Here is an 18,125-nt window from a genome sequence, read left to right as displayed (position 1 = left end):
CCCGTTAGAAGACCGCCGCTTTATCAACGGTTTCGCGCTTCGGCGACGGCCTTTTGCAATTGTTCGAGCGGCAACGCGCCCGACAGGATGCGGTTGCCGACGATCCAGCTCGGCGTGCCGGTCAGGCCCAGCCGCCCGGCGGCTTCGAGATTGCGGGCGATCTCGGCATCCGCCTGGGACTGGAAGGCGGCCATCTTGCTCATGTCGACGCCGGCCTTGGCGGCGGCGGCGGCGATGGTCGCGTCGCTGACCGGACCCCCGGCATAGAGCGCGTCGTGAAAGGCGGCGAACTTGCCCTGCGATGCGGCGAGCAGGCTGGCGCGCGCCGCCGCACGGCTGGACGGTGCCAGGATCGGCAGCTCGCGATAGACGATGCGCAATTTGGGATCGGCCTGGGTCAGCTGCTTCAACAGCGGCAGGCTGGCCCGGCAATAGCCGCAATTATAATCGTAGAACTCGACCAGCGTGACATCGCCCTTGGGATTGCCGGTATAGGCATTGCCGAACGGCTTGGTCAGGTCGCCGCCGATCGCCGCCACCGCCTTGCCCTGTTCGCGGTCCTGCAGGCGCTGCATCGCCTCCGGGATCACCTCGGGATGGTCGAGCAGATAGGCGCGCACGCTATCGCCCGAGGCGCCGCCCGGTGCGACCAGCGGAGCCAGGGCCAGCGCGGTGCCGCCGCCGACCAGGCCGCCCAGGACCGCGACGGCGGCCAAAGTCTTCATGCCCATCAGCGGCGCTTCTTCTTGGAACTGGCGGCGGCGTCGGCAGAGGTCATGGCGATATCCTGCGCCCGAATCCATTCGGACGTATTGGGGGTGAGATTGGCCATCGCATAGCGTGCGCTCTGGATGGCGGTGCGGGTGTCGCCCATCATGCTCGCCCGCTCGGCGGTGGCGAGCGCGGCGCGGGGTTCGTCGCCCATCTGTTCATAGGCGGTGCCCAGCTGGACCCAGGCAAAGGGATTGTCCTCGTCCCGCTGGACCGCGACCTTCAGGACCTTCACCGCCTCGGGCAGGTTGCGCTTGTCCTCGGTGGCGATCAGCGCATGGCCGAAGGTGGTGGCGATCAACGCATTCTGGCCCGAGCCCATGGTCGCGGCACGCAAAGGCGCCAACGCCTCTTGCGGCTTGCCCGATTCCAGGAGGATCTGCCCTTGGATTTCCTGGAAATACGGGTCCTTGGGGTCCTTGGCGATCAGCGCGACGGCCTCCGCCTCGGCTTTGTCGGGATAGGCGGCCTTGTGATAGGCATAGGCGCGGGCATAATGTGCATAGACCGACTGGTCGTTGTCGGGATATTTGCTCAGCGTCGTCTCGGGCGGCGAGACATAGCCGAACAGCTTGGCCTTCACCCGCAGGAAGCGTTCCTGGAGCCTTGGATCGATCGGCGTGTTCCAGGCGGGCGATCCCTGAAGATCGGCGGTCAGCGACTGGATACGCGTCGCCGACAGCGGATGGGTCTGCGCGAACGGATCGATATTGGTATAGCCGTACCGATATTGCTGGTTTTGCAGTTTCTTGAAGAAGCTCAGCATCCCCTTGCCGGTGATACCCGCCGTGGTCAGATAGCGCGCGCCCGCCGCGTCGGCCGCCGATTCCTGGTTGCGGCTGAAGGCGAGGACCTGGCCCATCGCGGCCTGCTGTCCCGCAGCGAGCACGCCCATGCCCGCCGCACCGCCGCCCATCGCAATGGTGGCCAAGCCCAGCACCATCGACAGAAGCTGCATCTTCATCGCGGGCTTCATCGCCTGTTCGCTCAGGATGACATGACCATCGGCGATATGGCCGAGTTCATGCGCGACGACGCCCTGTACCTCGTTCACATTGTCCGCCGCCTGAAGCAGCCCCGAATGGACATAGACGATCTGTCCGCCCGCGACGAAGGCGTTGATCGAATCATCGTTGATCAGGACGATCTTCACGTCGCGCGGGGACAGCCCGGCGGCCTTGATCATCGGCGCGGACATGTCGGCGAACAGCGATTCGGTTTCCGCATCGCGCAGGATCGACTGCGCGGCGACCGGCTGCGCCCAGACCAGGACCGTAACGGCGAAGGCGGCGATCAGACGCTTCATGCTTCCTCTATCGACGGGTCGGCCGTGGTAGACAACCGGGTTTGCGGCGGTGATAGTTATTGCCTCTGACACCGGGCGGCTGAACGCCCGGCGAACGAAAAGGGTGGCGCGGCTATGCTGATGATCGATGCCGGACAGGTTTCCCCCATGCCCGCTCTTCCGAACTGCGCCATCGCTGGCGCCCGGCCGGCGACGCGGCGGATGGCGGAGCTGCCGACGCCGGTGCATGATGCGTTGCTCGCATCGGTCGGACAGCCGATCGCCGAGGCGGGGGGGCCGTTCCACGCGTCGGACGTCGTGCCGCCGAACGCCCCGCCGCGCGTGCGTTTCCTGCGAGCGTATCGGGTGCGCGACCTGTGGCTGGTCTGGGTCGAGAAGGGCGGCATCGGCCACGACTTCCGCCTGCTCGCCTTTCGCGATGCCGCGAAGGGGGTAAGCATGAGTGTGCCCATGCCGCAGGATGCAAGCCGCAACCTGTGCACCGCGTCGCGGGCGATGGCGAAGGTTTAATTCACCCCTCCCCTTCAGGGGAGGGGGCGGGGGTGGGGCGCTTCCGCAAACGTTTCGCCGGTGGACAGGCCCCACCCCAACCCCTCCCCTGAAGGGGAGGGGCTGTCGATGGTCCAATCAACCGACCGGCGTTACGCCTGTTCGGCTTCCTTGCGGGCGCGTTCCTCGTAGAAGTTGCGGACCACGTCCCACGCCTCTTCGGCGGTCTCGACATAGGTGAAGATGCCGAGATCGCGCTCGGACACCACGCCTTCCTCGACCAGCGCCTCGAAATTGACGACGCGTTCCCAGAAGGCGCGGCCGAACAGCAGGACGGGAATCGGCTGGATCTTGCCCGTCTGGATCAGAGTCAGCAGCTCGAACAGCTCGTCGAACGTGCCGAAGCCGCCCGGGAAGGCCGCCAGCGCGCGGGCGTGCAGCAGGAAGTGCATCTTGCGCAGCGCGAAATAGTGGAACTGAAGGCTCAGCGACGGCGTGACATAGGGGTTGGGCGCCTGCTCGTGCGGCAGGACGATGTTCAGGCCGACCGACTCGGCGCCGACGTCAGCCGCACCGCGATTGGCGGCTTCCATGATCGACGGGCCACCGCCCGAGCAGACGACGAACTGGCGCATCCCGCGATCGTCGCGGGGCAGGCGGCTGGTGATCTGGGCCAGCTCGCGCGCGATGTCGTAGTACTTGCTCTTGGCGACGAGATTCTCGGCGATCTTGCGCGACTTGTCGTCATGCGCCAGCGCCAGCAGCGCCTCGGCCTTGGCGGGCTCGGGGATGCGCGCCGAGCCGTAGAAGACGAAGGTCGAGGCGATCTTGGCCTCTTCGAGCAGCAACTGCGCCTTCAGCAGTTCCAGCTGGAAACGGACGGGGCGAAGGTCTTCGCGCAGCAGGAAGTCCATGTCCTGAAAGGCCAGCGTGTAAGCGGGGCTTTCGGTCTGCGGCGTCGAGACGATTGTCTTGGCGCTCTCGGCGTCCTGGCTGGCATTGGGGAAGACGCGGTTCGGTACTTGGGTTTTATCGGTCATTTTGGGTGATGTAGGGTATCGCCGGTCCATGCGCTACCGGCAAAAATGTGCGGCATCGTCCTCCAGATGCAGGTGGTTGCGATGCGCGGCGTTGTAATCCGGGCTTAAAACCGTGCCGAAACGCTTGCAGGCCGAGGCGCGGATGACCGTCCAGAATTGCCGCACCTGCGGGTCGGTCGAATGCCAGTCGTTCAGCAGGGTGATCCGCCGCCCGTCCTTCAGCACGAAGCCGCCCACATCGACCGCATTGGCCAACGCATGGCCCGAACGCCGGTCGCCGATCCGCTTGGTCCCGACGATGTTGCGACAGGCATAGGTGCCCATCCCCTCGACCTTGGCCAGCGGCGAGCCCAGGATCTGCCAGGCGGCGGGTGCGACGGCGTTGCGCACCCATCCGGCAAAGGCGCGGGCATTGCCGCATCGCATCGCGGTGACGCCGGTGACGGGGACGCCGATATCGGTCAGCTGCACCGCGCCATAGAGGCCGCAGCCGGGCCCCAGCTCCTTGTCGGGCAGGCGGCGATAATCGACGCCCTCGCGCCGCAGATCGGCCTCGCACTGCGCAGTTTCGCGGACCGGCGGGCGATAGGGTTCGGGGCGCGAGGCCTGCTGGACGGGCCGATCGGGACGCCCGCAGGCGGAGAGGAGCGCCGTCCCCAGGATCGGAACGACGAGAGACAGGGGGACGCGAACCATGCGACCCCTTGCTCCCTTTACCGCCGCTTTGGCCAGCCCCGATCAGCCATTCTGAGGCGTGTCTGCGACATGTTCCAATATGTCGCCCGGCTGGCAGTCGAGCGCGGTGCAAATGGCATCGAGCGTGGTGAAGCGGATCGCCCGCGCCTTGCCGGTCTTCAGGATCGACAGATTGGCGAGCGTCAGGTCGACCCGCTCGGCCAGTTCGGTCAGCGACATGCGCCGGTCGAGCAGCAGCCGGTCGAGATTGATCCGGATCGCCATCAGATGGTCCCTTCCGCATCCTCGCGCAGGCGCACGCCCTCGCGAAAGATTTGTGCCAGCACCAGGGTCAGCAGGATGGCGAACACGCCGTCCACGCCCATCGGTTTGACCATGTCGTGCGCGTCGAAGGGCAGGATAGGGGGCAGCGCGAATTGTAGTAGATAGGCGACCGCGATGGTGCCCGCGATCCAGTTCAGCCGCTTGACATTGGCGAGGGTGAAGGGCGCGCCCGCCGCCGTGCTGCGCAGCATCTGGATCAGCGGCAGCAGCGAGGCCCAGGCAAGTCCCAGGGCCGTCAGCATGACCGCCAGCGCAGCGGCGACCACGCCGGAGGTCTTCATGTCCAGCGCCTGCGCGTTCACATGCACCGCCCCCAGCGCGCCGGGCGAGATCGCATCGACGATCAACACACCGGCAGCCGCCAGGATAACGGCCGTGACGAACGCCAGAATGGCGAGCAGCGCGACATAGAGTAACGTGCTGATGTGACTGGCAAAGCGTGTCATGCGGCCTATCCTCCATTCCGAATCAATATCGATATTCAATAATTCATCATCGAATATCGTGCAATAAATATATTGAAAATCGATATGACGGATAGCGAGGATGGCTTCTTTGGGTGTGTGGAGCGCACACGCTCGACAACGTACGGAAAGGGTAGGCAGGACTCACATTGCAAAAATCCTGCGTCTAGCCGCACGACAAAAGTAAAATTGCGTCATCGCGATTGTGGTTGTCATCGTCGATCGACATCGCTAGGGCCGTCGACGGGCCACGCGGTCCCAACGCCGCGCGTGCTCTCTGTGAGGAGAGTCTTAAATGACTGATTTGAATACCGCTGACGCCACTCTTGCGCCCGCGAAGCCCGCCACCAAACCGGCGCGTCCCTATTTCTCCAGCGGCCCCTGCGCCAAGCCTCCCGGTTGGGAAGCAGCCAAGCTCGCGACGGACAGCCTCGGCCGTTCGCATCGCTCGAAGATCGGCAAGCAGCGGCTGCAATATTGCATCGACCTGATGCGCGAGCTGCTCAAGCTCCCCGACACTCACCGCATCGGCATCGTCCCCGGCTCCGACACCGGTGCGTTCGAGATGGCGATGTGGACCATGCTGGGCGCCCGCCCGGTCACCACGCTTGCCTGGGAAAGCTTCGGCGAGGGCTGGGTGACCGACGCGGTCAAGCAGTTGAAGCTCGACCCCACCGTCCTGCGCGCCGATTACGGCCAGATCGCGGACCTGGATGCGGTTGACTGGTCGAACGACGTGCTCTTCACCTGGAACGGCACCACCAGCGGCGTGCGCGTGCCGAACGGCGACTGGATCGCCGACGACCGCGAGGGCCTGTCCTTCGCCGACGCGACCAGCGCGGTGTTCGCCTATGACCTGCCCTGGGACAAGATCGATGTCGCGACCTTCTCGTGGCAGAAGGTGCTGGGCGGCGAGGGTGCGCACGGCGTCCTGATCCTCGGCCCGCGCGCGGTCGAGCGTCTGGAAACCTATACCCCGGCCTGGCCGCTGCCCAAGGTGTTCCGCCTGGTGTCGAAGGGCAAGCTGGCCGAGGGCGTGTTCAAGGGTGAGACGATCAACACGCCGTCGATGCTGGCCGTCGAGGACGCGATCCTCGCGCTCGAATGGGGCAAGGGGCTGGGTGGTGCTGAAGCGCTGATCAAGCGTTCGGACGCCAATGCGGCGGCCCTTAACAAAATCGTCGAGGAGCGCGACTGGCTTGGCCATCTGGCGGCTGATCCGGCGATCCGTTCGACCACCAGCGTCTGCCTGACGGTCGAGGGTGCGGACGAGGCGGTCATCAAGAAGATGGCCTCGCTGCTCGAAGCGGAAGGCGCGGCCTATGACGTGGCGGGTTACCGCGACGCGCCCGCCGGCCTGCGCATCTGGTGCGGCGCTACGGTCGAAACCGCCGATATCGAGGCGCTCGGCCCCTGGCTCGACTGGGCCTACGCGACCGCCAAGGCCTGACCTTTCAAAGCCCTCTCCCCGCCGGGGAGAGGGTTGGGTGAAGGGCGATGCTGGGCCATCGGCGCGTGTGTCGCCAAGCCCCAACCCCTCACCCTGACCCTCCCCCCACGGGGAGAGGGAGAAATCCCCCAATTTCCCGGAGCTTTCCCCATGCCCAAAGTTCTCATCAGCGACAAAATGGACCCCAAGGCCGCCCAGATCTTCCGCGAGCGCGGGGTCGAGGTCGACGAAATCACCGGCAAGACGCCCGAAGAGCTGAAGGCGATCATCGGCGAATATGACGGTCTGGCGATCCGCAGCTCGACCAAGGTGACCAAGGAGATCCTGGAGCACGCGACGAACCTGAAGGTCGTCGGCCGCGCCGGGATCGGCGTCGATAACGTCGACATCCCCGCCGCCAGCGCCAAGGGCGTGGTGGTGATGAACACGCCGTTCGGTAACTCGATCACCACCGCCGAACACGCCATCGCTCTGATGTTCGCACTCGCCCGCCAGCTGCCCGAGGCCGATGCCTCGACGCAAGCGGGCAAGTGGGAGAAGAACCGCTTCATGGGCGTCGAACTGACGTCCAAGACGCTGGGCTTGATCGGGGCGGGCAATATCGGCTCGATCGTCGCCGACCGCGCACTGGGCCTGCGCATGAAGGTCGTCGCCTTCGATCCGTTCCTGACGCCCGAGCGCGCGCTGGAGATGGGCGTGGAGAAGGTGACGCTGGACGAACTGCTCACCCGCGCCGACTTCATCACGCTGCACACGCCCTTGACCGACCAGACCCGCAACATCCTGTCGGCCGAGAATCTCGCCAAGACCAAGAAGGGCGTGCGCATCATCAACTGCGCGCGCGGCGGCCTGATCGACGAAGAGGCGCTGAAGGCCGGGCTGGACTCGGGCCATATCGGCGGCGCGGCGCTGGACGTGTTCAAGGTCGAACCGGCCAAGGAAAGCCCGCTCTTCGGCACGCCCAACTTCATCTCGACCCCGCACCTCGGCGCGTCGACCACCGAAGCGCAGGTCAATGTCGCGATCCAGGTCGCCGAGCAGCTGGCCGATTTCCTGGTCTCGGGCGGCGTCACCAACGCGCTTAATATGCCGAGCCTGACCGCCGAGGAAGCACCCAAGCTCAAGCCCTATATGGCGCTGGCGGAGAAGCTCGGCTCGCTGGTCGGCCAGCTCTCGCACGGCGCGGTGACGGGCATCGCGATCGAGGCGGAGGGCGCCGCCGCCGCGCTCAACCTCAAGCCGATCACGGGCGCCGTGCTGGCGGGCTTCATGCGCGTCCATTCGGACACGGTGAACATGGTCAACGCGCCGTTCCTCGCCAAGGAGCGTGGGCTCGACGTGCGCGAAGTGCGTCATGACCGCGAGGGCGATTACCACACGCTGGTCCGCGTGACGGTGACGACGGCGGACGGCGAGCGCTCGGTCGCGGGCACGCTGTTCGGCGATCAGGCCCCGCGCCTGGTCGAACTGTTCGGCATCAAGGTCGAGGCCGATCTGGCTGGGCCGATGCTCTATGTCGTCAACGAGGACGCGCCGGGCTTCATCGGCCGTCTGGGTACCACGCTGGGCGAGGCGGGCGTCAACATCGGCACCTTCCACCTGGGCCGCCGCTCGGCGGGCGGCGAGGCAGTGCTGCTGCTCTCGGTCGACGAGGCGGTGGATGCGGAGCTGCTGGGCAAGGTCAAGGCGCTGCCGGGCGTGAAGACCGCCATGGGTCTGGTGTTCTGATCGGCTGAAATCAGAAGCTGATGGAAAGGGCCGGATGCGGAAACGCGTTCGGCCCTTTTTCTGCAAAAGCTATTCGAGCGGGGCTTCTGCTCCGCCCGACAAGGGCCGCGGTCTTGGTCCTGACGGAGGCTCGACAGGTTCCGGTCCATCGTCGCGGCGTAAGGGCGGGAATTTGGGTGGTGGACGGCCGCCTGCCACGAATATCGCCGTGATCCCGGCTCGTATCGCTTCCCTTTCCGCATCGGTCATGCGGGAAGGGCCGGTAAGGTCCTTGATGGGCATGAGGTCATCCTCGCTGCTGCTGATCGGTGTATAGCATATCACCGAGCGAATGGGGAAAGCCCTCTCCCCTCCGGGGAGAGGGTTGGGTGAGGGGCGGGGGCTAGGCCGCGACGTCTCGCCTGGCCCCGACCCCTCACCCCGGCCCTCTCCCCAGTGGGGAGAGGGAGTGGTACATTCCTCCAAACGGGGGGGGCGATAAACTATGCAGACTGATCCGGTACTCCGTGATCGCGCCCGCGCCATGCGTCGGGAGATGACCGAGCCGGAAAAACGCCTCTGGCTGATCCTGCGCGACCGCCGCTTCCACGGCATCAAATTCTCGCGCCAGGTCGCGATCGGCCCATACATTGCCGACTTCGCCGCGCGGTCCCACAAGCTGGTCATAGAGGTTGACGGCGATACGCATAACGACCAATCACGCGACGCCCACCGTACCACCTGGCTCCAAGGCCGAGGCTATGCGGTGATCCGCTTCCAAAACGCGGATGTCATGACCAACCCCGACGGCGTGGCGCACACGCTGATGAACAGGCTTATCCGATGACCGCGCTCCTTCCCGAAGGCTATCACGACCGTCTTCCCCCCTATGCCGATGCCGCCGCCTCGGTCGAGGCGCGGGTGCTGGAGGCGGCGCGGCTGCATGGCTATGAGCGCGCCGATCCGCCGTCGATCGAGTTTGCCGAGGCGCTGGGCTCGCGGCTGAAGGCGGGTGGCTTGCATGACGCGGTGCGCTTCGTCGATCCGGTGTCGCAGCGCACGCTGGCGATCCGGCCCGACCTGACCGCGCAGGTGGCCCGCATCGCCGCCACCCGCATGGGCCATCACCCGCGCCCGGTGCGCCTGTCCTATGCGGGCACGGTCGTCCGCCTGCGCGGCTCCGAGCTGGCGCCCGCCCGTGAGTGGCGGCAGATCGGGGCGGAACTGATCGGCCTCGACTCCACCGCCGCCGCCACCGAGGTGGTGCGCGTCGCGGTGGAGGCTCTGGTCGCTGCGGGGACGACGGGCATTTCGATCGACTTCACGCTGCCCGATCTGGTCGATCTGCTCGCCGCCGGGCCGCTGCCGGTCGCTCCCGATCAGGTGGCGGCGCTGCGGGACCGGCTGGACGCCAAGGATGCGGGCGGGGTCGCGGCGATCGCACCGGACTATCTGCCGTTGGTCGAAGCCGCCGGGCCGTTCGCGACCGCGATGGAGCGGCTGCGTGCCTTCGACACCCAGGGTGTGCTCGCCAGCCGCCTTGATGCGCTGGAGGCGATTGCGGCGGCGCTGGGTGAGGGGGTGTCGATGACGCTCGACCCGACCGAGCGGCATGGCTTCGAGTTTCAGAGCTGGCTGGGCTTCTCGCTGTTCGTTGCCGGTCCCCCGCGTGAGGTCGGGCGCGGCGGCACCTATACGATCTTCCATGAGGACGGCGCGGAGGAGAAGGCCACCGGCTTTTCGCTCTATGCCGACGCCATCGTCGCCACCGCGCCGCCGACCGAGCGGCGGCGGCTGTTCCTGCCCTTCGGCACCGCGCCTGAAACGGGCGCCTCGCTGCGGGCGCAGGGATGGGTGACGGTGCAGGCGCTGGAGGACGGTGACACGCCCGAGGCGCAGCTTTGCACCCATATCCTGAACAACGGCCAGCCGACCGCCATCGCCGGTTGACATAGGGGGCCGCGTCCCGCTAGGCGCGCCCCGCACATTATTGGAAACCCCCATCCGCCGAGTCCTGTCGAAGGGCGCATGGGGTCCGTCCGGCAGGCGGAGCATAGCATCCATGGCAAATGTAGCAGTCATCGGCGCGCAATGGGGCGACGAAGGCAAGGGCAAGATCGTCGACTGGCTGGCCGAGCGCGCCGACATGGTCGTCCGCTTCCAGGGCGGGCATAATGCCGGTCATACGCTGGTCGTCGGCGAGAATGTCTACAAGCTGTCGCTGCTCCCCTCGGGAATCGTGCGCGGCACCCCCAGCGTTATCGGCAACGGCGTCGTCCTCGACCCCTGGGCCCTGAAGGCCGAGATCGAGCGTCTGGCCGAGCAGGGTGTCCATGCCTCGCCCGAGACGCTGCGTATCGCCGACAATTGCCCGCTGATCCTGCCGATCCACCGCGACCTGGACGGTCTGCGCGAGGACGCCAGCGGCGCGGGCAAGATCGGCACGACGCGGCGCGGCATCGGTCCGGCTTATGAGGACAAGGTCGGCCGCCGTGCGATCCGCGTGTGCGACCTGGCGCATCTCGACGACCTCGGCCCGCAGCTCGACCGTCTTTGCGCGCATCACGATGCGCTGCGTGCCGGGTTCGGCGAGCCGCCGGTGGATCGCGAGCGGCTGCTGGCCGATCTGCGCGAGATTGCTGCCTTCGTCCTGCCCTTCGCCAAGCCGGTGTGGCGCGACCTCAACGAGGCACGTGCAGGCGGCAAGCGTATTCTGTTCGAGGGCGCGCAGGGCGTATTGCTCGACATCGATCACGGCACCTATCCCTTCGTCACCTCGTCCAACACCATCGCGGGTGCGGCGGCGGGTGGTTCGGGCCTGGGGCCGTCGGGCGTCGGCTTCGTGCTGGGCATCGCCAAGGCGTACACCACCCGTGTCGGCTCGGGGCCGTTCCCGACCGAGCTGGAGGACGAGACCGGCCAGCGTCTGGGCGAGCGCGGACATGAGTTCGGCACCGTCACGGGCCGCAAGCGTCGCTGCGGCTGGTTCGACTCGGTGCTGGTGCGCCAGTCGGCGGCGGTCGGCGGCATTACCGGCATCGCGCTGACCAAGATCGACGTTCTCGACGGGTTCGACGAGGTGAAGATCTGCGTCGGCTACAAGCTGGGCGACGAGACGCTCGACTATTATCCGACCCATGCGGCGGATCAGGCGAAGGTCGTCCCCGTCTATGAGACGATGGAAGGCTGGCAGGAATCGACGGCGGGTGCGCGGAGCTGGGCCGATCTGCCCGCGCAGGCGATCAAGTACATCCGGCGGATCGAGGAGCTGATCCGCTGCCCGGTGGCGCTGGTGTCGACCAGCCCGGAGCGCGAGGACACGATCCTGGTTCGCGATCCCTTCGCGGATTGATCTTGGAGGCCCCGGCGGAAGTCGGGGCCTTTTTTTGGGCAGGTTTTCCTTGCCCCGGAACACAGCAAAAGGCCCGGCCGCCTGCGCGACCGAGCCCTTGCCGTAGTGACGAACCCGAAAGGGATTACATGCCGCCGCTGCTGCCCGGCGGCGTCGTGGTCCCACCGCTGGTGCCGGTGCCGACTTGGCCGCTGGTGGTCGGATCGCTGCCAAGCGTACCGCTGCCGGTCGTGGTGGACGATCCGGTGGCGTCCGGCAGGGTCGAGGGGGTGTTGACCGTGCTGTCCGGCGTGGTCGTCCGGCTGCGGCTCTTGCCGCGCGTCGTCGAGCGGGTGGTGGTGCCGGGCGTCGTGCTCATCGTGTCACCGGGCTGGCCCATGGTCTGGCCGGGCATTTGCCCCGGCATGGTCTGACCCGGCATCGACTGGCCCGGTGCGGCGGTCTGTCCCGACATTCCGCCAGCCGTGCCGCCCGACACCTGGGCGAAGCCCGCAGCGGGGATCACAAGCGCGGCGGCGGCGATTACATGCATGTAACGCATTGATTCTCTCCTGCTTTATTCTCGCAATGGTTAACGAGGCAGGAGAACGTCCGTTCCTCTAGTTAACCACATTGGCCGCGATGAAGCAACGCCTGATCGGCTAAAACCAGCGCGACCATCGCCTCGACCACGGGAACGCCGCGAATGCCGACACAGGGGTCATGACGGCCCTTGGTGGCGATCTGCGTTTCCTCACCGGTGCGGGTGATGGTGTCGACGGGGGTCAGGATCGAACTGGTCGGCTTGAACGCGACGCGCATCGTGACGGGTTGGCCGGTGGCGATGCCGCCCGCGATGCCGCCCGCATGGTTCGCCAGGAAGCGCGGGCCACCATTGCCGGCGCGCATCGGATCGGCATTCTGCTCACCGGTCAGCGCGGCGGCGGCGAACCCGTCGCCGATCTCGAAACCCTTGACCGCATTGATGCTCATACAGGCGGAGGCGAGTTCGCTGTCCAGCTTGGCATAGAGCGGGGCCCCCCAGCCTGCTGGCACGCCGGTCGCCTCGCACGCCACGACCGCGCCGACCGAGGAGCCGGACTTGCGCGCGCCGTCGACGATCGCTTCCCAGCGTTCGGCGGCCGCCGCATCGGGGCAGAAAAAGGGGTTGGCGTCGATCTGCGCATCGTCGAACGCCTCATAGTCGATCCGATCGCCGCCGATCGACTCGACCCATGCGCGAATCCTCACCTGCGGGATCACCGCGCGCGCCACCGCACCCGCCGCGACCCGCGCCGCCGTCTCACGCGCCGAAGATCGCCCGCCGCCGCGATAGTCGCGAAAGCCGTACTTCGCGTCATAAGCATAATCGGCATGGCCGGGGCGATAGGCGAGCGCGACGTTGCCATAATCCTTGGACCGCTGGTCGACATTCTCGATCATCAGGCTGATCGGCGTGCCGGTGGTCCGCCCCTCGAACACGCCCGACAGGATGCGGACTTGATCGGGTTCGCGGCGCTGCGTGGTGAAGCGGCTGGTGCCCGGACGGCGCTTGTCGAGCCAGGGCTGGATGTCCTCTTCCGACAGTGCGATGCCCGGCGGGCATCCGTCGACTACCGCGCCCAGCGCCGGGCCATGGCTCTCGCCCCAGGTGGTGAAGCGGAACAGGCGGCCGAAACTGTTGAAGCTCACGCAGCATCTCCCAGCCGGGCAAAGGCCGGCGCATGTGTGGCGGCCCCGCGCACGCCGCAGGGGATCAGGCCGCCCTGCAGCGGGGCGGCCAGGAAATAGTCGCCCGCATAGGGGCTGTCGAAACCGCTCGCGACATCGGCGGCGAAACCGAAGCGGCCATAGAAAGCGGGATCGCCCAGCGCGAAGCACAGGACGACGCCTTCCTTTTCCAGTCGTTCCAGCCCGGCGGCGATCAGCGCCTCGCCGACGCCTTGCTGCCGCCAGTCGCGCGCGACTGCGATGGGGGCGAGGGCGACAGAATTGATGGGCTTGCCGCCGATCTCGACCGCCATGCGGCTGAACGCGATTGCGCCGATCAGGCTGTCCGTCGCTTCGTCGATGGCGACCAGCATCAGCACCATGTCGCCCTCCACGCACAGGTCGCGGACCAATGCGGCTTCGGCGGGGGCGGGGAAGCTGGCGACGAGCAACGCGTCGAGCGCGGCGACGTCCTGCCCTTGGGCCGGGCGGATGGTGATGGCGGCGGAAGGCTGGTCGGACATGGGTTCGTCTTTAGCGTCGCCGGGGCGCAAGGCGCGATAGATAAAGTTGGCGGCCCATTCCTCCCCTGTAAGGGGAGGTGGCAGGCCGTAGGCCTGACGGAGAGGTGTCGCATTCTGGAAGGCAGGTTGTCTTACGACCCGCCATGCCCCTCGACCATGCTTCGCATGGTCCCCCTCCCCAAGCAGAGCTTGGGGAGGATCGGGGGTTACGCCAGCGCGATGTCCGGTGCGTCTTCGGCCTTCATGCCGATGACATTATATCCGGCGTCGACATGGTGGATCTCGCCGGTCACGCCCGAGGACAGGTCGGACAGCATATAGAGGCCAGCGCCGCCGACATCCTCGATGGTCACGGTGCGACGCATCGGCGCGTTCAGCTCGTTCCACTTCAGGATATAGTTGAAGTCGCCGATGCCGCGCGCGGCCAGCGTCTGGATCGGGCCCGCCGAGATGGCATTGATGCGGATATTCTCCGGACCGAGGTCGACCGCGAGATACTTCACGCTCGTCTCCAGCGCCGCCTTCGCCACGCCCATGACGTTATAATGCGGGATGACCTTTTCCGCACCGTAATAGGTCAGCGTCAGGATCGACCCGCCCTCGGGCATCATCGTCCGCGCACGCTGGGCGACGGCGACCAGCGAATAGGCCGAGATGTTCATGGTCATCAGGAAATTGTCGAGCGTGGTGTCGTAATATTTTCCACGCAGCTGCGACTTGTCCGAAAAGCCGATGGCGTGAACCACGAAGTCGATCGTTGGCCACTCGGCCTTCAGATCGACGAACAGCTTGTCGAGCGACTCCATCTCGGAGACGTCGCAATCGAACAGGCGCGCCACGCCCAGCTGTTCAGCCAGCGGGCGGACCCGCTTTTCCATCGCCGCGCCCTGATACGAAAAGGCGAGTTCCGCGCCCGCCTCCGAAAGCTGCTTGGCGATGCCCCAGGCCAGCGATTTGTCATTGGCCAGGCCCATGATGAGCCCCCGCTTGCCTGCCATCAATCCGTTCACGCCGTTACCGCTCCTGCCGGTTCACTTCCATCAATCCCCCTCTCTAGCGCCGGTTCGGGGGGTTCCGCCAGTGCCGCGTTCAAATGCGCACCGAAAACCAGCCCCAGGCCTATGAGATAGAAGAACAACAGCATCACGACGACGCCCGCCAGGCTGCCATAGGTCAGGTCATAGCCACCCAGCTTGGACAGAACCCAGGGCAGCAGTGCGGTCATGCTGACCCACCAGGCGGCGGTGAACAGGGCCCCCGGCCATTTGGGGCAGTCGCTCTCGCGATATTTCCCCGGCGTGACCGAATAGAAGAGCAGGTAAAGCGCGCCGAACATGACTACGCCGGGGATCAGTCGCGACAGGCCGATCCAGCCCGCCATGTCCTGCGCGAAGGGGACGAGGCGATAGATGAACTGCTCCGCCGCCGTCAGGATACCGGCCGCCAGGAAAGACAACAGCGCAACGACGACCGAGGCGATCATGACCAGCGTCGAAGACAATCGCGATTTCCAGAAGGCGGCCGTCGCCTTTACGCCGTAAGCGCGGTGGAAGATGTCGCGGATCGTCTCGATGAACCCGCCGACCGTCCACAGGCCGACCAGCCCGCCCAGCCACAGCAGCGATCCGGTCCGCGCCGCCAGCACGTCGGAGATGGGCTTGCGCAACAGCTCGCTGACATCGGGGGGCAGGACGTGGAGGAAGCTCTCCACCGCATGCTGCGTCTCGTTGCTTTGCCCGAACAGCGAGAGCAGCGCGGCGGTGGTGATGAAGAAGGGGAACAGCGTCATCAACGCCAGATAGGCGAGGTTCCCGGCATGGATGAACCCGTCATTGAACACGCCCAGGCTCGTTCGCTTCAGGATTTCAAAAGCATAGGAGCCGGGCCGGACCTTGGCGATCTGCCGGTCCAGCCGCTGTCGAGCCTTGCCTGGATGGTGCGCGCGTTCTTCTGGAGTCAGGCCGTTCACATCGCTCATGGAACGATCAGACGCCCATGGCGGCCCTCGGGTTCCTGCCGTCGGTCCATTCCGCCGCAAACTGTTGTAGCGCGGCATCATCGGCGGGGATGTCGATCATCAGCGTGATCAACTGGTCGCCGCGCCCGCCATCCTTCTTGTGAAAGCCCTTGCCCTTCAGGCGCAGCGTCTTGCCGGAACTGGTGCCCTTGGGCACGGTCAGCATGACCGGACGCTCGACCGTCGGCGCCTTCACCTGGCCGCCCAGCACCGCCTCGGCCAGCGAGATGGGCAGGTCCAGCCGGACATCGTCGCCGTCGCGGGTGAAAAAGGCATGGGGGACGACCTCGATGGTGATGATCGCGTCGCCGGGGCCGCCGGGACCTTGCTCGCCCTTGCCGCCAAGGCGCATCTGGGTGCCGCTCTCGACACCGGCGGGCAGTTTCAGGTCGATCGTCTTGCCATCGGCCAGCGTGATCCGCTGCGGGCTGAGCGTGGCGGCGTCGACAAAGGGAACGCGCAGGGCATAGGCGCTGTTCGCGCCCTTGGCGGCCGAGCGGCCCCGTCCGCCGAACCCGCCAAAGCCACCCGAAAAACCGCCGCGCCCGGCACCGCTGAACATCCCCTCGAAGATATCCGACATGTCGGCGCCCTCGCCGCCGAAATCGAATTGCTGGCGGAAACCGCCCCCGGCCCCACCAGCGCCGCTCGCACCCGGGCGCGGACCGCCGCCGAAACCGCCGGGGCCGCCGCTATAGCCGAAGGGCGAGGTGGGGTTGCCGTCGCCATCGATCTCGCCCCGGTCGAACCGGGCGCGCTTGTCCTTGTCGTTCAACAGGTCATAGGCGTTGGTGACCTGGCTGAACTTCTCCGCCGCTTTCGGATTGTCCTTGTTGCGGTCGGGATGCAGTTCCTTCGCCAGCTTGCGATAGGCTTTCTTGATATCGGCTTCGCTGGCCATGCGGCTCACGCCCAGCGTCTGATATGGATCGGCCACTCTGTTCCCCGTTGGCAGTGTATTACCTTCTCATGTGGGGGAGTCCGTGCCGGAGCGCAATCCGTTCCCCATGCGTTGGAGCGCCGGAAGGAGACGGATCATGACCGAACCGATGCAGGCCGTTGGCAAGGACGGCAAGAAGGGCGCGCCGGACGGCGTTTCGGATGCGCCCGGCAAACATGGTAGCGAGAGCCAGGGCGGCGGGTACGAAGGCGTGCCCGAGCGCGAAGGCGATTTCCATGGCGGCCAGAGCGGCGCGGCCTATCACGGCAAGGGCGGGCATCCGGACTCGGACAAGGACAATCCCAATGCGGTGACGGAAGAGGGCTGATCTCCCATCCGTTCAGCCTGGGCGAAGTCGAAGGCCACGGGATACAACTCGCGGGGAACGGCCCGGCGTGCACTTCGACTTCGCTCAGTGCGAACGGAGGTTGGGTTTGGTCGCGAGATGGCGGGCTATCCCGCGACCATCTCCTCCATCGGCGCGACGTCGACGCTGACGTCCATCTTCTGCGCACCCGAGCCCAGTACGACGCCATCGACTGGCGCAATTTCGGCATAATCGCGGCCGACCGCGACGATGATGTGATCGCCCGCCATCCAGATGCCGTTGGTCGGATCGACCCCGACCCAGCCATGCTCCGGCCCGCCCCAGATCAGCACCCAGGCATGGGTCGCGTCTGCGCCGACCAGCCGCGCCTGGCCCGGCGGCGGCAGCGTGCGGATATAACCCGAGGCATAGGCCGCCGGGATGCCCGCCGCGCGTAAGCCCGTGATCATGATCTGCGCAAAGTCCTGGCACACGCCGCGCCGCTGGCGGAACGCCTCGGCCGGGGGCGTGTCGACCAAAGTGGCGGCGGGGTCGAAGGCGAATTCGCGCTGGATGCGGTTGGCGAGCGCGAACCCCGCCTCCAGCGCACCGCGTTCCGGCGACAGATCCGGCGCGCACCATTCGGCAATGGCGGGGTCGAGCGGGATCAGCGGCGAGGGGAAGATGTAATTGGCCGGGCTCGCCGCCGACAGGTCGCGGCTGCTTCGGGCGAGCGCGGAGACTTCGGCCAGTGTCGGATCATTCGGGGACGGCATCGGCACCGGACGATCGACGACCATGCGCGCGCGGCTTTCGATGGTCAGGCTGCGCACCGGGCGGTCGACCACCAGCCGGGTGACATGCGCCAGCCCCGCTTCGGCATGGGCGGCGCGCGTGCGGCCGACCGGCTCGACGATCAGGTCGTACGCCTCCAGCGTCTGGCCGGGCCAGTCGATCGGCTTCAGCCGCAGATTGCAGCGCGCATATTTGACCTGCGCGCCGTAATCGAAGCGGGTGATGTGGCGGATGTCGTAGATCATGCCCCGTCT

General features: G+C 66.5%; 20 protein-coding genes. 7 read left to right on the top strand and 13 right to left on the bottom strand.

Going from position 1 to position 18,125, the window contains the following annotated elements:
• Positions 1-23 precede the first annotated feature (23 nt).
• Positions 24-731 carry a DsbA family protein gene (locus ASF14_RS02405; RefSeq protein ID WP_056430878.1) on the bottom strand — a complete coding sequence of 236 codons (708 nt, stop codon included), beginning with the start codon at positions 729-731 and terminating at the stop codon, positions 24-26.
• Entirely contained in the window at positions 731-2,077 is a 1,347-nt protein-coding gene (locus tag ASF14_RS02400) for a M48 family metalloprotease (RefSeq protein ID WP_056430875.1), read from the bottom strand. The genes ASF14_RS02405 and ASF14_RS02400 overlap by 1 nt, the downstream gene beginning before the upstream one ends.
• 114 nt (positions 2,078-2,191) lie before the next feature.
• Here ASF14_RS02400 and ASF14_RS02395 point away from each other — a divergent pair, with 114 nt between their 5' ends.
• Entirely contained in the window at positions 2,192-2,587 is a 396-nt protein-coding gene (locus ASF14_RS02395; protein WP_156360987.1) for a hypothetical protein, read from the top strand.
• Between the two features lie 131 nt (positions 2,588-2,718).
• Here ASF14_RS02395 and ASF14_RS02390 read toward each other — a convergent pair whose 3' ends face one another.
• From ASF14_RS02390 to ASF14_RS02375, 4 genes are read right to left on the bottom strand one after another with little or no spacing between them, the layout of a single operon-like run.
• Positions 2,719-3,606: a TIGR00730 family Rossman fold protein gene (locus tag ASF14_RS02390; RefSeq protein ID WP_042490639.1), complete on the bottom strand. Its 888-nt coding sequence runs from the start codon at positions 3,604-3,606 to the stop codon at positions 2,719-2,721.
• Positions 3,607-3,639: 33 nt separating this feature from the next.
• Positions 3,640-4,302, bottom strand: coding sequence for an extensin-like domain-containing protein (locus tag ASF14_RS02385; RefSeq protein WP_056430867.1), 663 nt, complete (start codon positions 4,300-4,302; stop codon positions 3,640-3,642).
• 42 nt (positions 4,303-4,344) lie between these two features.
• A complete protein-coding gene (locus ASF14_RS02380; protein WP_056430864.1) occupies positions 4,345-4,566 on the bottom strand; it encodes a helix-turn-helix domain-containing protein in 222 nt (73 codons plus the stop codon).
• The gene (locus tag ASF14_RS02375) at positions 4,566-5,072 is read right to left on the bottom strand and encodes a DUF2975 domain-containing protein (protein WP_056430860.1); all 507 of its coding nucleotides are present in this window, start codon (positions 5,070-5,072) and stop codon (positions 4,566-4,568) included. Before ASF14_RS02375 ends, ASF14_RS02380 begins: the two co-directional genes overlap by 1 nt.
• A gap of 313 nt (positions 5,073-5,385) precedes the next feature.
• On the opposite strand from ASF14_RS02375, the gene ASF14_RS02370 reads away from it, so the two are divergent.
• The 5 genes from ASF14_RS02370 to ASF14_RS02350 all read left to right on the top strand — a co-directional run bounded on the left by ASF14_RS02370 (position 5,386) and on the right by ASF14_RS02350 (position 11,599).
• Positions 5,386-6,540, top strand: a complete 1,155-nt coding sequence (locus ASF14_RS02370) for a phosphoserine transaminase (RefSeq protein WP_056430858.1) — start codon at positions 5,386-5,388, stop codon at positions 6,538-6,540.
• Between the two features lie 150 nt (positions 6,541-6,690).
• Positions 6,691-8,268 (top strand): phosphoglycerate dehydrogenase, encoded by a 1,578-nt coding sequence (serA, locus tag ASF14_RS02365; RefSeq protein ID WP_056430855.1) that lies wholly within the window; start codon positions 6,691-6,693, stop codon positions 8,266-8,268.
• Between the two features lie 484 nt (positions 8,269-8,752).
• Positions 8,753-9,094, top strand: coding sequence for an endonuclease domain-containing protein (locus ASF14_RS02360; protein ID WP_082442026.1), 342 nt, complete (start codon positions 8,753-8,755; stop codon positions 9,092-9,094).
• On the top strand, positions 9,091-10,197 hold the full coding sequence (locus tag ASF14_RS02355; protein ID WP_056430847.1) for an ATP phosphoribosyltransferase regulatory subunit: 1,107 nt from the start codon (positions 9,091-9,093) through the stop codon (positions 10,195-10,197). Before ASF14_RS02360 ends, ASF14_RS02355 begins: the two co-directional genes overlap by 4 nt.
• Positions 10,198-10,309: 112 nt before the next feature.
• Positions 10,310-11,599 carry an adenylosuccinate synthase gene (locus ASF14_RS02350; RefSeq protein WP_056430844.1) on the top strand — a complete coding sequence of 430 codons (1,290 nt, stop codon included), beginning with the start codon at positions 10,310-10,312 and terminating at the stop codon, positions 11,597-11,599.
• Positions 11,600-11,723: 124 nt separating this feature from the next.
• On the opposite strand, the gene ASF14_RS02345 is transcribed toward ASF14_RS02350, so the two are convergent.
• The 6 genes from ASF14_RS02345 to ASF14_RS02320 form a co-directional block, all read right to left on the bottom strand.
• Positions 11,724-12,140, bottom strand: a complete 417-nt coding sequence (locus tag ASF14_RS02345) for a hypothetical protein (RefSeq protein WP_056430842.1) — start codon at positions 12,138-12,140, stop codon at positions 11,724-11,726.
• A gap of 62 nt (positions 12,141-12,202) precedes the next feature.
• A complete protein-coding gene (gene aroC / locus ASF14_RS02340) occupies positions 12,203-13,270 on the bottom strand; it encodes a chorismate synthase (RefSeq protein WP_056430839.1) in 1,068 nt (355 codons plus the stop codon).
• Complete coding sequence (locus tag ASF14_RS02335; RefSeq protein WP_056430837.1) at positions 13,267-13,812, bottom strand: GNAT family N-acetyltransferase; 546 nt, start codon at positions 13,810-13,812, stop codon at positions 13,267-13,269. The genes aroC and ASF14_RS02335 overlap by 4 nt, the downstream gene beginning before the upstream one ends.
• A 206-nt stretch (positions 13,813-14,018) precedes the next feature.
• Positions 14,019-14,810 carry an enoyl-ACP reductase FabI gene (fabI, locus tag ASF14_RS02330; RefSeq protein ID WP_056431409.1) on the bottom strand — a complete coding sequence of 264 codons (792 nt, stop codon included), beginning with the start codon at positions 14,808-14,810 and terminating at the stop codon, positions 14,019-14,021.
• Positions 14,811-14,818: 8 nt separating this feature from the next.
• The gene (locus ASF14_RS02325) at positions 14,819-15,790 is read right to left on the bottom strand and encodes a YihY/virulence factor BrkB family protein (protein ID WP_056430834.1); all 972 of its coding nucleotides are present in this window, start codon (positions 15,788-15,790) and stop codon (positions 14,819-14,821) included.
• A gap of 7 nt (positions 15,791-15,797) precedes the next feature.
• A complete protein-coding gene (locus tag ASF14_RS02320) occupies positions 15,798-16,766 on the bottom strand; it encodes a DnaJ C-terminal domain-containing protein (protein ID WP_056430831.1) in 969 nt (322 codons plus the stop codon).
• 100 nt (positions 16,767-16,866) lie between these two features.
• Between ASF14_RS02320 and ASF14_RS02315 the strand changes: the two genes are divergently transcribed.
• Positions 16,867-17,097 carry a hypothetical protein gene (locus ASF14_RS02315; RefSeq protein ID WP_056430828.1) on the top strand — a complete coding sequence of 77 codons (231 nt, stop codon included), beginning with the start codon at positions 16,867-16,869 and terminating at the stop codon, positions 17,095-17,097.
• A gap of 125 nt (positions 17,098-17,222) precedes the next feature.
• Here ASF14_RS02315 and ASF14_RS02310 read toward each other — a convergent pair whose 3' ends face one another.
• Positions 17,223-18,116, bottom strand: a complete 894-nt coding sequence (locus ASF14_RS02310; RefSeq protein WP_056430825.1) for a transglutaminase family protein — start codon at positions 18,114-18,116, stop codon at positions 17,223-17,225.
• Positions 18,117-18,125: the final 9 nt, after the last annotated feature.

This window comes from Sphingomonas sp. Leaf257 (genome assembly GCF_001422185.1).
GTDB classification, from domain to species: domain Bacteria; phylum Pseudomonadota; class Alphaproteobacteria; order Sphingomonadales; family Sphingomonadaceae; genus Sphingomonas; species Sphingomonas yabuuchiae.
Note: the sequence above shows the minus strand (reverse complement) of the source record. Positions and strands in the feature narration are given on the sequence as shown.

Bases quoted from the DNA above. Each gene is read 5' to 3' on its own strand.
- ASF14_RS02400 (WP_056430875.1), bottom strand. From the start codon at position 2,077: ATGAAGCGTCTGATCGCCGCCTTCGCCGTTACGGTCCTGGTCTGGGCG.
- serA (WP_056430855.1), top strand. From the start codon at position 6,691: ATGCCCAAAGTTCTCATCAGCGACAAAATGGACCCCAAGGCCGCCCAG.
- ASF14_RS02390 (WP_042490639.1), bottom strand. From the start codon at position 3,606: ATGACCGATAAAACCCAAGTACCGAACCGCGTCTTCCCCAATGCCAGC.
- ASF14_RS02395 (WP_156360987.1), top strand. From the start codon at position 2,192: ATGCTGATGATCGATGCCGGACAGGTTTCCCCCATGCCCGCTCTTCCG.
- ASF14_RS02375 (WP_056430860.1), bottom strand. From the start codon at position 5,072: ATGACACGCTTTGCCAGTCACATCAGCACGTTACTCTATGTCGCGCTG.
- fabI (WP_056431409.1), bottom strand. From the start codon at position 14,810: ATGGCAGGCAAGCGGGGGCTCATCATGGGCCTGGCCAATGACAAATCG.
- ASF14_RS02355 (WP_056430847.1), top strand. From the start codon at position 9,091: ATGACCGCGCTCCTTCCCGAAGGCTATCACGACCGTCTTCCCCCCTAT.
- ASF14_RS02370 (WP_056430858.1), top strand. From the start codon at position 5,386: ATGACTGATTTGAATACCGCTGACGCCACTCTTGCGCCCGCGAAGCCC.
- ASF14_RS02405 (WP_056430878.1), bottom strand. From the start codon at position 731: ATGGGCATGAAGACTTTGGCCGCCGTCGCGGTCCTGGGCGGCCTGGTC.
- ASF14_RS02310 (WP_056430825.1), bottom strand. From the start codon at position 18,116: ATGATCTACGACATCCGCCACATCACCCGCTTCGATTACGGCGCGCAG.
- ASF14_RS02315 (WP_056430828.1), top strand. From the start codon at position 16,867: ATGACCGAACCGATGCAGGCCGTTGGCAAGGACGGCAAGAAGGGCGCG.
- ASF14_RS02350 (WP_056430844.1), top strand. From the start codon at position 10,310: ATGGCAAATGTAGCAGTCATCGGCGCGCAATGGGGCGACGAAGGCAAG.
- ASF14_RS02380 (WP_056430864.1), bottom strand. From the start codon at position 4,566: ATGGCGATCCGGATCAATCTCGACCGGCTGCTGCTCGACCGGCGCATG.
- ASF14_RS02345 (WP_056430842.1), bottom strand. From the start codon at position 12,140: ATGCGTTACATGCATGTAATCGCCGCCGCCGCGCTTGTGATCCCCGCT.
- ASF14_RS02385 (WP_056430867.1), bottom strand. From the start codon at position 4,302: ATGGTTCGCGTCCCCCTGTCTCTCGTCGTTCCGATCCTGGGGACGGCG.
- ASF14_RS02335 (WP_056430837.1), bottom strand. From the start codon at position 13,812: ATGTCCGACCAGCCTTCCGCCGCCATCACCATCCGCCCGGCCCAAGGG.
- ASF14_RS02360 (WP_082442026.1), top strand. From the start codon at position 8,753: ATGCAGACTGATCCGGTACTCCGTGATCGCGCCCGCGCCATGCGTCGG.
- ASF14_RS02325 (WP_056430834.1), bottom strand. From the start codon at position 15,790: ATGAGCGATGTGAACGGCCTGACTCCAGAAGAACGCGCGCACCATCCA.